The sequence below is a fragment of the Zwartia lucis genome (assembly GCF_965234455.1).
GTDB classification, from domain to species: Bacteria; Pseudomonadota; Gammaproteobacteria; order Burkholderiales; family Burkholderiaceae_B; genus Zwartia; species Zwartia lucis.
In genome coordinates, this window is the sequence record NZ_OZ248472.1 from 840,553 (window position 1) to 855,641 (window position 15,089).

Consider the following 15,089-nt stretch of genomic DNA (forward strand, 5'->3'; position numbering starts at 1 on the left):
TCAACCTATTGAACGTGGTGTGATCCTTATATGCGTAGTTTGCTGAAATCCGATTTATTTGAATTTCTGAGTCGAGAGAGCCCGCGCGAATTAAAACGCATGGTGTGGTTGTCTATTTTTGTCGGTATTACCAACACGGCGTTGATTGGTTTGATCAATATGTCTGCAAGTGACGTCTCCGCGGGTATATCGGTGACGTGGCAATTTTTTGCTTTCGCAGCGTTACTTATATTGTTGTTGATTGTGACGCGTCGTTCGAACGACGAAAACATCCGAAGCGCGCAAACCTTGATTTATCGCTTCAAGATCAAAATCATGAGCGATGTTTTTAAATCAAATCTTGGCAAGATCGATGAGATCGGCCGAAACTATGTGTTAGAAGTGCTGGCCCGCGACACGCAAGCCGTATCGCTCGCCGTGGGTGTGACGGTCACGGCGTGCCAAGCGATCGCTACGCTTCTATTTTTGACGCTTTACATGGCGACGGTTTCCTTTACCGCATTCATCATCATTTCAATTGCGGCCCTTTTAATTTTGTCGGTTGGCGTTCTCGAGCTTTTTAAAGTCACTGGCCAACTCGAAAAGGTTTCTGTGAGTGAAACAGGCGCCAATGCGATTTATGCTGATTTTTTGAATGGCTACAAAGAAATCAAAATGAATTCCGAGCGCGCGTATGACATCACGCGCAATATGGTGAAAGTTTCAAAAAATGTGAACGAAGAAAAGGGCAAGCTTATTGTTGCCATCACCAATTACTTCAATAATCTGCAGGTTTTTTTGTATGTGATTGTTGGCATTATGGTGTTTGTGGTTCCGGTTTTATCAGCGGAATTTTCGATACACGTGACGACAGCGGCAACGACTGCGCTGTTTTTGGCAGGCTCTCTGTCCGGCATCATTACGAGCGTCCCCAATCTTTCACAAGCCAATGTGGCCGCACGTGCACTTCAGGCCTTAGCCAGAAGGTTGGATGAGAGTGCGCAAGACACCCCTGTTTCTCGCAAAGAAGTCTTTGATGTGGTGCATTCGATCACTTTGGAAAAGGTCACCTATCAACATGCCTCTGATGACAAACGGAAGAGTGCTTTTGTATTGGGGCCCATTGACTATCACTTCGAGGCAGGCAAGGTTTATTTCATTCGAGGCAATAATGGTTCCGGTAAAACCACTTTGATGAGGTTGCTGATTGGTTTGTATCAACCGAGCGAAGGTCGGATTTTAGTCAATGGTTTACCGATTGCAGAACCCACATCGGGCGCTTATCGGGACAATTTTTCAGTTGTTTTTAGTGACTTCCATCTGTTTAAAACCTTGTATGGCTTGCCGGTTGAAGATCATGCCCGTATACAAGAACTGTTGCGTCTTTTTCAAATGGAAGGTAAGGTCAGTATTCACAACGGTCAATTTACTTCTTTGCAGTTTTCGACAGGCCAGCGCAAGCGTTTGGCTTTGATCGTAGCGCTCCTTGAGGATCGTCCTTTTGTCATTTTGGATGAGTGGGCGGCGGATCAAGATCCTGAGTTTAGACACGAGTTTTATGTGAACATCATTCCAAAATTACGAGAGATGGGTAAAACAATCATCGCTATTACGCACGATGATCATTATTATGACCGCGCAGACCATGTTTTACTGATGTCCAATGGTCGGCCCCTATAAAAAGAGAGAAAAAAATGATGATATATCCCGCAATTCTTTACGTTGGCCTAGCTATTTTGGTTGGTATTGTAGGGCGCAATAGTCGTCTAGGCTTTTGGGGAGTGACCTTGCTATCGCTGGCCATATCTCCGGTGATTTCTATTTTTCTTGTGCTGTTTTTAAGTGATCGTGAGAGACCTTTCTTTTCATTTAACAAGGGGCTTAAAAAGCTGGAGACCCTTGTCTAAATTAAGCGAAGCATCTCCAGCCAATCACACAAATCCTCCTACTTGATCAGCACAGCAGGTGAAGCAGGAATCGATCCTGGCACTTTGTTGAGCGTCAAGAGCTGAGACACGATATTTAATACTTCCCGTGAGTAGCTATTTGACGTAGCAGGCACGGTGAACTTTTCTCCTTGATACTTGACCGAAGTCAAGGCGTTTGAAGAGCTAGCACTCCCTTTTTCCACCACGATGAGAGGGATCGCTGAGGAATAGTCACGTTTGAATAAAAGCTCATTATTGATGGCAATTGCATCCGAGCTCATGACTTTAATCTGGCGTGGTGGGTCCATATTTTGCATGTTCACAAGCGTGCCAAGAAAATCAAAGACGTTGCGTGTGGATCTGAGTTTGATGACAAGTTGAGTATCCTTGTTGACGCCTTTTTTAACCAGATCCGCAGCGGTGTTGGGGAGTAAAGGTTTTGCTGGCGTCACACCTGTCGACTGTGAGTTACAAAATGCAGACTCTGCAAAGGCTTGGCCGAGCGTTTCGATTTCGGCCTGCTTGTTCAGGCACATCCGTGTCACAGGCATGCTTCGGACAACTTGATATTTTGTCACGCCACCAACTTTAACCTGTTCCACCATGGTTCCGGGCTGGGACTGTGAGGCTACGACCGCGACGAGGTTACGATTGAGTTCCTCGGCACTCATAGGGGCGGAGACGTTTTGTTTTGCCACAACGATTTCGGTGCTGAGGCCTGCCTGGATGAGGGTATAGAGCGCGGATTGAAAGTCAGCAAAACCTGGCAAGTTTGGATTATTGATGTAGGTTGAAAGCACTACATTTTTATCGCTACGCAGCTCAATGTAGTCAATGACGAGTGAATACAGAACTGAACGGGGCCGGGTTTGATTGTTAGTCAAGTTAGCGATAACGTCAGGTCGTATATCGCCCAAAAACGAGGTCATGAACTGTGCGTTATCGAGGGATGATTGCGTAAAGTTAAAGCCGCTGTTGACGGAGAGGCCGACACTTGGTCCGTAGGTAGATCCCGAGGTGGCAGCGGCCGAGAAAAAGCCGGTAACAGCGTTAGGAGCTCTGCTAGCGACCGTTGAGGTTAAACCCGCAGTGACGCCAACACTTCCTGTGCCAATCACGGAGGGCATATCAAGAAAGCTGAGAGGCATGTGTTTTGAAGCGCGAATGATATTCAGTAACACGTTATCGTTCGCGTAGTCTTCTAAGACGTCTCGATATGCGGCGGACATATCTCTGAATGAAGAGGATCCGGTAGGGGCACATCCAGATAATGCGATGGCTGCAGCAATAGGCGCCAACACTAATTTTTTTAACATGTTGAGATTCTCGAGGGGGTAATACGTTTAGGGATGGCGATTATTTTGCTGCAAATCGCCCAGAAGATCTGAAATACTGACTAATCTCACGCTCAAATGACAGTAATTGAGAGGTTTTGCCGAAATTTTGCGCAGACCTTCTAAAGCTGGGCGCCACAGTCTCTGCAAAAACGATCTTGTTTGTCTAGGCGGTCGGTCTCGCATTTAGGACAAGAGGTCTGGTTCTGAGGACGATGCCCCCGTGAGCGTGACATTTCGGCCGTGACAATGCCTGTCGGTACGGCCAAGGTTCCCCAACCCATTAGCATCATGACTGAAGCAATGAGTTTGCCGACATCGGTTTGTGGTGTGATGTCGCCAAAGCCGACCGTGGTCATGGTGGTGATCGCCCAATACGTGGCAATGGGAATGCTTGTGAAGCCGTGTTGAGGACCTTCGACCACATACATCAGGGTACCCATGACCAGTACGATCATCAAGACAAACGAGAGAAAAACAAGAATTTTTTTGCGGCTGGCATTAAGAGCGCTCGCGAGATGGGCGTACTCTTGCATATATGCAGTGAGCTTAAAGACACGGAATATCCGGATCAGTCGCAACACGCGTACATCAATGAGCGCATGCAACTCTGGAAAAAACAGCGCGAGGTAGGTGGGTAACACCGCAAGCAAGTCAATCACACCAAAAAAACTGGTCGCGTATTTTCTACGGTTTTTGGCGCAATACAGGCGGGCGGCATACTCCACACTGAACAATATGGTGAAAATCCATTCCAGCGCAAACAAAAAGGCATGGTAGTCACGCGTGATGTGCTGGACACTGTCTAGAATCACCACAACCAGTGAGAACAAAATGAGTGCGATAAGTGTTTTGTCAAACAGGCGTCCAGCCTCTGTTTCGTTAGTAAAGATCAGTGTGTACATCTGATCTTTGAGTGTCTTTTGTGAAAGATTCATTGTGAAGAAGCGTCCAAGTATTAAGCGATATCGCGGGCGATGGCTTGGCCGCTGAGCCAGGCGCCTTCGACTTTTTCAGTGCTCGTCCAGTCGCCACACAAGCCCAACTGCAGGTCAGGATCAAATAGCTGTCCATGATGCGAGGCATGGTCAAGTCTGGCAAAACGCCAGAGATGCGTTTGGTATGTTTGTGGTCGATAGCCCGTCAATGTCTCAAAGCCTGCACTTAATAGCTGCGCAGCTTCGTCTTTGGTCAGGTTTGCGTGAGCGTCGCTCCAGTCAGTCGTCGCGTGGGCAACCCAGGCTTCGCCAGATACTCGGTGAGGTTTGCTTGAGCTCCTGGCGATCCAGCTGAACATGCCTTGATTGATGAAAGCCGCGTCAAAATCGAAAGGCAGTCTTGCAGTCGCGTAAATCATCAAGGTCCAACAGGGCGCCATGACGGCGTCCCGACAACGCGCTAAGAGTGTAGCGGAGTGGGGCTGAACCAGCGGCTCAGCCTGTTTGGAGGGAATCGCCAGAACGATGGCGTCAAAGCGCGGTTCAAGTTGGCCGTGTTCTTTTGAGCGCAATGTCCATTTTTCGCCGTCACGAATCAGTTGATCGATGGTGGTGGAAAATTGGATCGTTAAGTCTTGTGCTAATTGTTTGGCGGGCGCCGTCATTGAGGGCGTACCCACAAAGCGCCCCTTTGAGGCAGTGATTGCTTGCCAGCCCTCGGCGTCAAAACTAGTGATTTGGGCTTCCCAAAGAGACGCGGCACCTGTTTTTTGCCAGAGGTCGACTTGATTTTTAAAGGCAGGATCGCGGGCTGTGAAATATTGAGCGCCGTGATCACAGGCCCAGGTCTCGAACTGACGCGTGCTCATTCGGCCACCCACACCGCGGCTTTTTTCAAAAACTTGGACGCGGCATCCTTGCGCCTCCAAGGCTTGGGCGCAACTCAGGCCAGCCAAGCCTGCGCCGATAATTGCGATAGAGCGTGATGATTGCATGGCGAAGAGGTCCGAGTGGAGATGAGGAGAATGGTCTTTGATGCGTCATTTTATAAGTTTCGAGAGCTCATAACGACGATTTGGCATAGGGTTTATGCCGATGATCTCGTTCGGTGGCTCGGTTTACTCTTAGCCAAGCTTAGTGTCACTGATTCAAAAAAAGGAATAAGTAATGAAGAACATTTTCAAGTCGTTGTTGCTGGGTGCCTGTATTGTGGGAACGAGCTTTGGCGCGCTCGCGCAGGGCTATCCCAACAAGCCTATTCGTATGATCGTGCCGTTTCCGCCAGCGGGGGCTGCTGATCAGACCGCGCGTATCGTGATGAGAGCCTTATCAGAAAGCTTGGGTCAAACCATCATTATCGATAACCGGGCGGGCGCGGATGGCGCGATTGCGGGCTTGGCCGCGATGAATGCAGCACCTGACGGCTACACGCTTTTATTTGCAACCACAACAGGTTTGAATGGCGCACCGACCATGCGCAAAGTCCCCCCTTATGATCCTCTGACTGCGTTCACACCGATTTCTATGGTTGGTAAATTTGGTTTTTTCATGTTTGTGAACGCGGAGGTTCCCGCCAAGTCGATGAAAGAGCTGATCGCCTACGCCCAAGCCAATCCAGGCAAGCTCAACTATGGCAGTGGTAATGGCACGAGTATTTTGACGACAGCGCAATTTGCGCAGGAATCCAAGCTCAATATGGTGCATGTCCCCTACAAAGGTGATGCCCCCGCGACCGCCGATCTGATTGCGGGTCGTATTCAAGTGCTGCTCGCGACACCTGGCAATGCCTTGCAAATGGTGCAAGAAGGACGTCTGCGCGTATTGATGGCCTTGTTGCCTAGCCGAAGCCCTCTGGTGCCTGAGGTGCCGACGGCCGATGAGTTGGGTATCAAGGGGATGACCATTATTCCTTGGGCTGGTTTGTTCGGTCCCGCAGGTTTGCCTAAGGAGGTCGTGGATCGCGTTGCCAAGGCAATGAAAGAAGTTGCAGAACGCAAAGATGTGCGCGATCAACTCGCTAAAATCGCCTTTGAATTACAGAGCTCCTCGCCCGCAGCGATGGGAGCGTTCAACAAATCACAACTTGAGATTTGGAAGATAACAGCCGATGCGATCAATCTAGAGCGAAATTAAGATGCTGCCCGATGGTATCCGCTCTAGGCTGATTCAAGAGGTCAATGGGATCACTCTGCACATCTTGGAGGCCGGGTTTGACGTACCCGGTCGTCCGTTGATCGTGCTGCTGCATGGCTTTCCCGAGCTTGCCTATAGCTGGAGAAAGGTGATGTTGCCGCTCGCTCAACAGGGCTATCACGTTGTCGCACCTGATGTCCGTGGCTATGGGCGCAGTGGTGGAGTGGGTGTCTCCTATCACGATGATTTACGTCCTTTTAGTACTTTAAATAAAGTGCATGATGTGTTGGCGCTTGTGGCCGCGTTGGGCTATCGCAGCGTTGCGGCCGTGATCGGCCATGATCAAGGCTCACCTCTTGCGGGCTGGTGCGCCTTGATGCGTCCGGATGTCTTTAGATCGGTCGTGATGATGAGTTCGCCTTTTCGGGGCGGTCCTGTAGCGCTACCGTTTAACACCGCTAACGAGGTCGTGAAGCCGGTCTTGCCGAGTCGGATCGACGAAGATCTCACGCGACTCGATCCACCCAGAAAATATTACATGCGGTATTACGCGACCGAGCCTGCCAATGAAAATATCTGGCATCCAAAACAAGGCTTGCATGATTTTTTACGCGCCTACTATCACATGAAGAGCGCGGACTGGGCGCCTAATCAACCTGTGCGTCTCACGGGCTTGACCGCCAGTGAATGGGAAAAATTGCCACGGTACTACGTCATGGACCTGGATCAAGGTATGGCTGAGTCAGTCGCGCCCGAGATGCCTTCGGCGCAGGAAATCGTGGCATGCACATGGCTCACTGAGCCTGAGTTGAAGTTTTATGTCGATGAGTATGCGCGCACCGGGTTTCAGGGTGGTTTGCAAGGCTACCGGGCGAATCCGGGCGACAAGGATCTAGCTGTCTTTGCAGGAAAAACAATCGATGTGCCCTCGATATTTATCGGTGGACTTCAGGATTGGGGTGTCTATCAAACCCCGGGCGGTCTTGAGCGTGTCGAGGGCTCTCTGACCACGTGCTATCAAGGAACCTTTCTGGTAGAGGGCGCAGGTCACTGGGTCCAACAAGAACAGCCAGAAAAAGTCAGTCAATTGTTACTGAATTTTGTCACGAGAAATACGTAATGTTGAGGTAGGATAAGCGATGCGACCGAACGCTGTCGTTCGGTTGCCCCTCTTTGTGGAGCCCCTCACATGAGCATCACCACTCTTGTTTCAGACAATACGCGCTCAGAGCATGACTTGCTCGGCAATCGCGAGGTGCCTTTTCACGCCTATTATGGTGTGCACACGCTGCGCGCGATTGAAAATTTCCCGATTACAGGGTTGCCGATTTCGCACTATCCGGATTTGGTGCGTGCACTCGCTGAAATCAAAATCGCCGCAGCGTTGACGAATCAAGAACTGGGGATGCTAGACGCTAAGAAGTGCGAGGCAATTGTTGCGGCTTCCCAAGAAATCCTTCAGGGAAATCTTCACGAGCAATTTGTCGTGGATTTGATTCAGGGCGGCGCAGGGACGTCGACCAATATGAACGCCAACGAAGTGATTGCCAACCGCGCCTTGGAATTGTTGGGACACCAGCGCGGACAATACGAGTTTTTGCATCCTAATGAAGACGTCAATATGAGTCAGTCGACTAATGATGTCTATCCAACTTCTCTCAAGCTCGCCACCTATCGCGGTTGTCAACGTTTACTCACGCGAATGTTGAGTTTGCAAGAAGCCTTCGAGCTTAAGGCCGAGGAATTCAAAGACATCATCAAGGTCGGTCGTACACAATTACAGGATGCCGTCCCAATGACATTGGGGCAAGAGTTTCGTACCTATGCGGTGATGTTGGGCGAGGACGTGTTGAGATTGCGTGAGGCCTTGCCACTGATTTGCGAAATCAATTTGGGTGCCACGGCGATCGGCACCGGTATTAATACACATCCGGCGTATGCTCAAAAAGTGAGAGACCATTTGGTGAGCATCACGTCAGTGCCTCTTGAAACGGCCCCCAATCTCATCGAGGCAACGCAAGATTGTGGCGCTTTTGTACAAATGTCAGGGATACTCAAGCGTATTGCTGTCAAGATCTCCAAGATCTGTCATGACCTGCGGTTGTTGTCGAGCGGACCACGCGCGGGGATTGGTGAAATTAATCTACCGGCGGTTCAGGCGGGTTCGAGCATCATGCCGGGTAAGGTCAATCCTGTCATCCCCGAGGTGGTGAATCAGGTCGCCTACGAGGTGATCGGCAACGATGTCACGATCAGTTTTGCAGCCGAGGCGGGTCAGTTGCAACTTAATGCCTTTGAGCCTGTGATCGCGTATTCGATGTTTCGCAGTGTCACACACTTAACGAATGCATTTCATACTCTTGAGCATAAGTGTGTGCGTGGGATCACTGCCAATGAATCGAGGATTAAAGAGTTGTTTGATCGATCGATTGTCTTGGTCACGGCCTTGAATCCCTATATCGGCTATCAGCATGCGACCGAAGTGGCGCAAGAAGCGCTCCTGACAGGTAAGCGTGTCTACGATATTGTGTTGGAGCGTGGGTTGCTGACCGCTGAAAAGCTCGATGATATTTTGAAACCAGAGTCGATGACGACGCCGAGATTGCCGTTACGCTGAGTTTATTTTTCTCTCAATACGCAACGGTCCCCACTCGCTTTACGTTCGACCATGACAGAGGACAGTTGTGGCAGGGTGGGCTTTAACTGATTTCTGATAAAGCCACAGAGATTTTCAAGCGTTGCCGGACCGAGGTGCTCAATCTCATCCAAAAAGCGATGATCTAGCAGTTCTCTCACGCGTGCGACTTGTTGTCGCAGGTAGCCCAGATCTACCAACATGCCTGTTTTGGGGTCGGCATAGCCCGAGACCGTGACCTCGGCCTCGTAGGTATGTCCGTGTATGCGCAGACTGCCTTCAGTATCGATGGTTCTGCGTAGCGTGTGTGCGGCTTCAAAATAAAAGCGCTGAGAGAGCTCGTACCTTGGGGTGTCTTCGTTAGGGTTGTTGTTTTGGGGCTGGGTTGCGCTCATCAACGAATCTCTAAAACTTTGTGTGTTTGCACGGATAGGCGCCAGGACGGATGGCTCTGGCAATAGGCAATCGCGGCGCGTGTGTGGGCCAGCCGATCTGGACCATCCATTGCCTGAAGCAGATAGTATTCAAAGCGGCTGGGACCCAAGTCATCGGGCATGAGTGTGGGTTGAGGAAAGACCAGCTTGAGCTCATGTCCTTCGCGCTGGACCCAAGGGGCACCGGCTTTTGGGCTCACGCAAATCCAGTCGATGCCTTTGGGAACCTCTAGTGTGCCATTGGTTTCGATGGCGATCTCAAAGCCTTGGGTATGCAGCGCATCGATTAAATCCTGATCGACTTGCAGGAGGGGCTCGCCTCCAGTTAGCACGACATAGCGGTGAGCGTGGCCCACAGGCCAGAGCGCGGCAATCTGTTGGGCGAGCGCATGTGCGTCTTGAAACTTACCGCCAAGCGTACCGTCTGTGCCGACAAAGTCTGTATCGCAAAACTTGCAGACTGCGTTCGCACGGTCTTTTTCGCGTCCGGTCCAGAGATTACAGCCGGTGAAACGACAAAAAACCGCAGGCCGTCCGGCGCGCAGTCCTTCGCCTTGCAGCGTATAAAAAATTTCTTTGACGCTATAGATCATCTATTTTAATACTTAAAAAAAACTCAATCCAGGCATTGTAATCGCAGCGCCGATAGTCGCTGAATCGATCGGACAGACAGTGCATTTAAGGTAATCTGCGATGTGTATAGTCTCTGTTCCTATGTTGGCATCCTCCCTTCGAGATGTCTGTCGCTAAGAGGTCATGTTTTGGGCTTGTTTGAGCGTTTTTTGACTGTTTGGGTCGGTTTGGGTATTTTGGCAGGTGTTGGTCTCGGTTTATGGGTTCCGGACGCTTTCACCGTGATTGCGGGGCTGGAGTTTGCGCATGTCAACCTCGTCGTCGCGGTCCTGATCTGGATCATGATTTATCCCATGATGATTCAGATCGACTGGTCGTCGATCAAACAAGTCGGTCAAAAGCCCCGCGGGCTGTTGTTAACCTTGGTGGTCAACTGGCTGATTAAGCCTTTTACGATGGCCGCGCTCGGGGTCTTGTTTTTCGAGTACATCTTTGCACCCTGGGTGGATCCGCAGACCGCGAGCGAGTACATCGCCGGCATGATCTTGCTGGGTGTAGCACCCTGCACCGCGATGGTGTTTGTTTGGAGTCAGTTGGTCAAAGGCGATGCGAGTTACACCTTGGTGCAGGTCTCGGTCAATGACCTTGTGATGGTGTTCGCGTTTGCTCCGATTGCGGCGTTTTTACTGGGTGTCACGTCTTTGACCGTTCCCTGGGAAACCTTGTTGCTCTCGACGCTGTTGTATGTGGTGTTGCCCTTGATCGCAGGGGTGCTGACGCGCGAGTTGTTGATGCGCAAGTCGCGTACAGCGGTCGCGGGCTTTGTGGCGGCGCTCAAGCCTTGGTCGATTGTGGGTCTGATCGCGACCGTTGTGCTGTTATTTGGCTTTCAAGCCAAGACGATCGTGGCGCACCCGCTTGTGATTGGCATGATTGCTATCCCCTTGATTTTGCAGACTTATGGCATTTTTGCGCTGAGCTGGCTGGGTGCCCGTTGGCTCAAACTACCTAAAAATATTGCCGGACCAGCCTGCTTGATCGGGACTTCTAATTTTTTTGAGTTGGCCGTTGCGGTCGCGATTTCTTTGTTTGGCTTGAACTCGGGCGCAGCCTTGGCAACGGTCGTGGGCGTGTTGGTTGAGGTGCCGGTAATGCTATCACTCGTGTGGCTAATTAACCGAAGTCGACTGGCTTGATGATTTGAGCGCGCTTCGAAAGTCATCCGTTTGCGAGCGCCAATCCGCTTAAAATGATCTGATTCACTTAAACGCCGCACCTGAGTGTGGCAACGTCTTACTTGACGTTTCTTTTCCGTTGGCTATGACATACCGAAACTTACTCTGGTTTATTTTTGCTGCCGCTCTCGTACGGTTGTTGCTGCTGAGCTTTTCGCCTTTGATGGATACGACTGAAGCGCGCTATGGTGAAATTTCGCGTCTGATGGCGGAGCTCAATGATTGGGTGACCCCTTGGTTTACTTACGATGTGCCATTCTGGGGCAAGCCACCTCTGGCGTTCTGGATGTCGGCCTTGAGCTTCAAGCTGTTCGGTATCAATGAATTCGCCGCCCGTTTTCCGCATTGGCTGGCGGGGATGATCGTGCTATGGATCCTCTGGGGAATGCGACCCCGGAGTGGTTCGACGGGCGCGACTTATGCGATCGCGCTGCTGCTCGGCTCGGTGATGTTCTTTTTGGCTTCGGGCATGGTAATGATGGACATGGCCTTGGTGGTTGGAACCACGTTGGCGATGCGGGGCTTCTGGAATGGCTTGCATGGTGATCTCGCGCGGCGGGGATCGGAGCGCTGGCTGCTTTTTATAGGCCTGGGGATTGCTTTGCTCGCCAAGGGGCCGGTGGGCGTGGTGTTGACGGGTCTGCCTTGCGGAGTCTGGGCCTTGGTTTCTGGCAACTTACGCACGATCTGGCGCGATTTACCCTGGATTCGCGGTGTGCTGGTGACGCTTGCGATCGCTTTGCCTTGGTATGTCATCGCTGAGTTGCGCTCACCTGGTTTTCTTAATTACTTTATCGTGGGTGAGCATTTTCATCGTTTTGTGAGCCCGGGCTGGGGGGGCGATCTTTACGGTACGGCACACAAGTATCCCTACGGCACGATTTGGTTGTTCATGATGGCCGATGTATTACCCTGGACGATTCTGTTTCCGATTGTGGCCTGGCAGACGCGTGGTGCGCGTGCCGAGGTGGCCTCCTGCGCCCAAGACGCAACATCTGCCTCCTGGCGGAATTATTTGCTTTTGTGGGCTTTCATGCCCGCAGTCTTTTTCACCATGGCGAGTAATATTATTTGGCCCTATGTTATGCCGGGTATGCCCGCGCTGGCCTTATTAGTGGGGGGCTGGCTTGCCAGCCGTGCTAAACAAAATCTCGTTCGCACCAATCTTGCAGTGGGGTTGACGATCACCATGGTGTTGGCGGTCGGCTTTAATGTCAGTATGCCTTTTACGGGGCGCAGCAATGATCTCGCCGCCAAGACCTTGATCGAGGATTATCGCTTTAGAGACCCTAAAGGACTACCCTTGATTTATCTGGGATACCGTCCGTTTTCTGCTGCTTTTTACAGTCAGGGAAAAGCTCAGCTTGAAAAGACGCCGGAAGCTTTGATCAAACGACTCGACAAGGCGCCGGCGTATGTGGCGATCCAAACCTCGGATCTGGGTAGTATGCCCCCGGCGTTGATGGGGGGGCTAGAGCGACTAAGTGCGCAAGGCTACTTTACGCTGTTCCTTAAGAAGGACGCGCATGCTGTGGTGCCAGGGGTTTTACCAACGGCAACGCCAGCGTCACCAGCCAACAAATGATCAGCATCAGTGCGGAGCCCAACAACGCATACAGCAGGCCGCCCCACTGATACAGCAATCCTGAGAGCAGGGTACCAATAAAACGGCCCAGAGCGTTGGCGGCATAATAAAAGCCAACGTCCTCGGCGGATTTTTCTGAGCCCGCATAGGCGAGGATTAAATACGAGTGGACGGATGAATTGACGGCGAACGCAAAGCCAAAGACGCCTAAACCCACAACCACGACCCATTCGAGATGACTCACGTCAAGCCAGACGAGAACGCAAAGGATGATGGTGACTAAGGCGAGGATCGCGGACCAGTGCCGGGCGGCGGGGACCTCATTGCTCAGACCGTCATCGCTGCGTCGCACGAGTGAGGGCGCGATTGCCTGAACAAAACCATAGCCGATCGTCCAAGCGGCGAGAAAGCCACCGACCATCGTAAAGGTCCAGCCCGAGGCATAGAGAAAGACGGGCACACCCACCACAAACCAGACATCTCGGGCACCAAAGAGGACGACGCGCGCCGCTGCCAAGAGGTTGATCGCGCTGTTTTTAGCGAAGAGCTCTTTGGCGGATTTTGAGGCTTTGCTTTTGCCCATCATGGGGGGTAAGGAAAAGACGACTCCCACCAAAATCGACCCTAGTAAACCTGCCATGGCCCAAAGCGCACCTTGAAAACCTAGCTGGTCCAGTAAAAGGCCGCCTAAAAAGAAGCCCACCCCTTTCATCGCGTTTTTACTGCCGGTAAACCACGCAACCCATTTAAATAGCTGTCCTGAGGCTTGTCCGGCGGTGATTTTGATCGCGGATTTACTCGCGGTTTTAGTTAGGTCCTTGGCGACCCCGCAAACGCCTTGGGCGAGGACGACCCAGGCCACGGACATCGCGGCGGTCCATTCTGGCGAGAGTGCGGAGAGTAATAAAAACCCCAATATCTGCGTGACCAGACCCACCATGAGCATGCGCGAGATACCAAAGCGGGTGGCCAGCCAACCGCCAACAAGGTTTGCCACCACACCCGCCGCTTCGTAAAGCAAAAACAGAAAGGCCAAGGTGAAAGGGGAGTAACCCAGTCGATAAAAGTGGAGCAATATCAGCATGCGCAACGCGCCATCGGTGAGGGTGAATCCCCAGTAGGCGGAGGTCACGATGGCATAGTTGCGTGCGGCATGTGTGGACATAGAGGTTTAGATACCTTTTGCTTGCATATGGCAGGCGAGGTCGATCATGCGGCAGGCGTAGCCCATTTCGTTGTCATACCAAGCATAGACTTTGAGCATTGTGCCGTCGGTCACCATGGTCGAAAGCGCATCGATAATGGAACTGCGCGTGTCGCCTGCATAGTCGACGCTCACAAGTGGCCGTGTTTCCACACCCAAGATACCTGCTAGCGCGCCAGACGCCGCTTGGGTAAACAAGGCGTTGACCTCTTCGACTGTGGTCTCGCGCTTGAGCTCAAATACGCAGTCGGTCAGCGAGGCGTTCAGGACAGGCGCGCGCACTGCGTGGCCGTTGAGTTTGCCTTTTAAATCTGGATAAATCAGCGTGATCGCCGTCGCGCTGCCCGTAGTGGTGGGGGCAAGGCTTTGCATGGCACTGCGCGCGCGCCGCAGATCCTTGTGTGGGGCATCGACGACTAGGTTAGTGTTGGTCGGATCGTGAATCGTGGTGATCTGACCATGGCGAATACCGATGCTTTCATGGATCACTTTGACGACGGGTGCCAGGCAGTTGGTCGTGCAGGAAGCCGCTGTCACAATGTGGTGTTGCGCCGGATCATAGAGGTGCTCGTTGACGCCGACGACCACATTGAGCACATTGCCGACCTTGACGGGGGCGGCGACAATCACGCGCTTAGCGCCCCGATCAAAATGGCCTTGAATGGTCTCTGGCGTCAGAAACTTGCCCGTGCACTCCAGGACGACCTCGACGCCTAGTTCACCCCAGGGAATGTCGCCAGGATTGGCATGCGAGGAAAAGGAGAGGGCGCGCTGACCCACGCGGATCGTGTCCTCACCTTCGACCTCGATCCGCTCTCTCCAGCGACCTTGTACTGAATCAAAGGTCAACAGATGGGCGGTCGCGGCGATTCCGCCTTTGACTTCATTGAGGTGTACGACTTCGAGTCGATTGTGACGGCGGGGATCCTCGTCAGGACGATGGGCAGCGCCCAAGGCGGCTCTCAGGGCCAAGCGCCCGATTCTACCCATTCCGTTCATACCGACTTTCATTGTCAAATCTCCATCGTTGCACTAGGCTTGTTTATATTCCTTATAAAACAGACAGATTTCAAAATCATGACAGTCTTGTGACAGCGCCCGCCGGTTCGCC

The 15,089-nt window shown here is 51.9% G+C and carries 14 protein-coding genes; 7 read left to right on the forward strand and 7 right to left on the reverse strand.

Features of this window, described 5'->3' with window-relative positions; genetic code table 11:
* Positions 1 to 30 precede the first annotated feature (30 nt).
* Together AC8GE9_RS04070 and AC8GE9_RS04075 are read left to right on the forward strand one after the other, a co-directional pair.
* Positions 31 to 1,659 carry a cyclic peptide export ABC transporter gene (locus AC8GE9_RS04070; RefSeq protein WP_506675835.1) on the forward strand — a complete coding sequence of 543 codons (1,629 nt, stop codon included), beginning with the start codon at positions 31 to 33 and terminating at the stop codon, positions 1,657 to 1,659.
* Between the two features lie 14 nt (positions 1,660 to 1,673).
* Complete coding sequence (locus AC8GE9_RS04075; protein WP_506675836.1) at positions 1,674 to 1,886, forward strand: hypothetical protein; 213 nt, start codon at positions 1,674 to 1,676, stop codon at positions 1,884 to 1,886.
* A gap of 38 nt (positions 1,887 to 1,924) precedes the next feature.
* Here the strand turns inward: AC8GE9_RS04075 and AC8GE9_RS04080 are convergent, their stop codons facing one another.
* The 3 genes from AC8GE9_RS04080 to AC8GE9_RS04090 form a co-directional block, all read right to left on the reverse strand.
* Complete coding sequence (locus AC8GE9_RS04080; protein ID WP_506675837.1) at positions 1,925 to 3,223, reverse strand: hypothetical protein; 1,299 nt, start codon at positions 3,221 to 3,223, stop codon at positions 1,925 to 1,927.
* Between the two features lie 140 nt (positions 3,224 to 3,363).
* The gene (locus AC8GE9_RS04085; RefSeq protein WP_506675838.1) at positions 3,364 to 4,179 is read right to left on the reverse strand and encodes an ion transporter; all 816 of its coding nucleotides are present in this window, start codon (positions 4,177 to 4,179) and stop codon (positions 3,364 to 3,366) included.
* Positions 4,180 to 4,199: 20 nt separating this feature from the next.
* The gene (locus AC8GE9_RS04090) at positions 4,200 to 5,174 is read right to left on the reverse strand and encodes an NAD(P)/FAD-dependent oxidoreductase (protein ID WP_506675839.1); all 975 of its coding nucleotides are present in this window, start codon (positions 5,172 to 5,174) and stop codon (positions 4,200 to 4,202) included.
* Between the two features lie 172 nt (positions 5,175 to 5,346).
* On the opposite strand from AC8GE9_RS04090, the gene AC8GE9_RS04095 reads away from it, so the two are divergent.
* The 3 genes from AC8GE9_RS04095 to aspA all read left to right on the forward strand — a co-directional run bounded on the left by AC8GE9_RS04095 (position 5,347) and on the right by aspA (position 8,929).
* The gene (locus tag AC8GE9_RS04095) at positions 5,347 to 6,312 is read left to right on the forward strand and encodes a Bug family tripartite tricarboxylate transporter substrate binding protein (RefSeq protein ID WP_506675840.1); all 966 of its coding nucleotides are present in this window, start codon (positions 5,347 to 5,349) and stop codon (positions 6,310 to 6,312) included.
* A gap of 1 nt (position 6,313) precedes the next feature.
* Positions 6,314 to 7,432: an alpha/beta fold hydrolase gene (locus tag AC8GE9_RS04100; protein WP_506675841.1), complete on the forward strand. Its 1,119-nt coding sequence runs from the start codon at positions 6,314 to 6,316 to the stop codon at positions 7,430 to 7,432.
* 69 nt (positions 7,433 to 7,501) lie between these two features.
* Positions 7,502 to 8,929, forward strand: coding sequence for an aspartate ammonia-lyase (gene aspA, locus AC8GE9_RS04105; protein WP_506675842.1), 1,428 nt, complete (start codon positions 7,502 to 7,504; stop codon positions 8,927 to 8,929).
* Positions 8,930 to 8,931: 2 nt separating this feature from the next.
* Here the strand turns inward: aspA and AC8GE9_RS04110 are convergent, their stop codons facing one another.
* Complete coding sequence (locus tag AC8GE9_RS04110; RefSeq protein WP_506675843.1) at positions 8,932 to 9,342, reverse strand: 6-pyruvoyl trahydropterin synthase family protein; 411 nt, start codon at positions 9,340 to 9,342, stop codon at positions 8,932 to 8,934.
* Positions 9,342 to 9,974, reverse strand: coding sequence for a 7-carboxy-7-deazaguanine synthase (queE, locus tag AC8GE9_RS04115; RefSeq protein WP_506675844.1), 633 nt, complete (start codon positions 9,972 to 9,974; stop codon positions 9,342 to 9,344). The genes AC8GE9_RS04110 and queE overlap by 1 nt, the downstream gene beginning before the upstream one ends.
* 168 nt (positions 9,975 to 10,142) lie before the next feature.
* On the opposite strand from queE, the gene arsB reads away from it, so the two are divergent.
* Positions 10,143 to 11,150: an ACR3 family arsenite efflux transporter gene (gene arsB / locus AC8GE9_RS04120; RefSeq protein ID WP_506675845.1), complete on the forward strand. Its 1,008-nt coding sequence runs from the start codon at positions 10,143 to 10,145 to the stop codon at positions 11,148 to 11,150.
* 124 nt (positions 11,151 to 11,274) lie between these two features.
* Positions 11,275 to 12,774 (forward strand): ArnT family glycosyltransferase, encoded by a 1,500-nt coding sequence (locus AC8GE9_RS04125; RefSeq protein WP_506675846.1) that lies wholly within the window; start codon positions 11,275 to 11,277, stop codon positions 12,772 to 12,774.
* Here the strand turns inward: AC8GE9_RS04125 and arsJ are convergent.
* Both arsJ and AC8GE9_RS04135 read right to left on the reverse strand, forming a co-directional pair.
* Entirely contained in the window at positions 12,701 to 13,939 is a 1,239-nt protein-coding gene (gene arsJ / locus AC8GE9_RS04130) for an organoarsenical effux MFS transporter ArsJ (RefSeq protein WP_506675847.1), read from the reverse strand. The genes AC8GE9_RS04125 and arsJ overlap by 74 nt on opposite strands.
* Before the next feature lie 6 nt (positions 13,940 to 13,945).
* Positions 13,946 to 14,989 carry an ArsJ-associated glyceraldehyde-3-phosphate dehydrogenase gene (locus tag AC8GE9_RS04135; protein ID WP_506675848.1) on the reverse strand — a complete coding sequence of 348 codons (1,044 nt, stop codon included), beginning with the start codon at positions 14,987 to 14,989 and terminating at the stop codon, positions 13,946 to 13,948.
* Positions 14,990 to 15,089 lie beyond the last annotated feature (100 nt).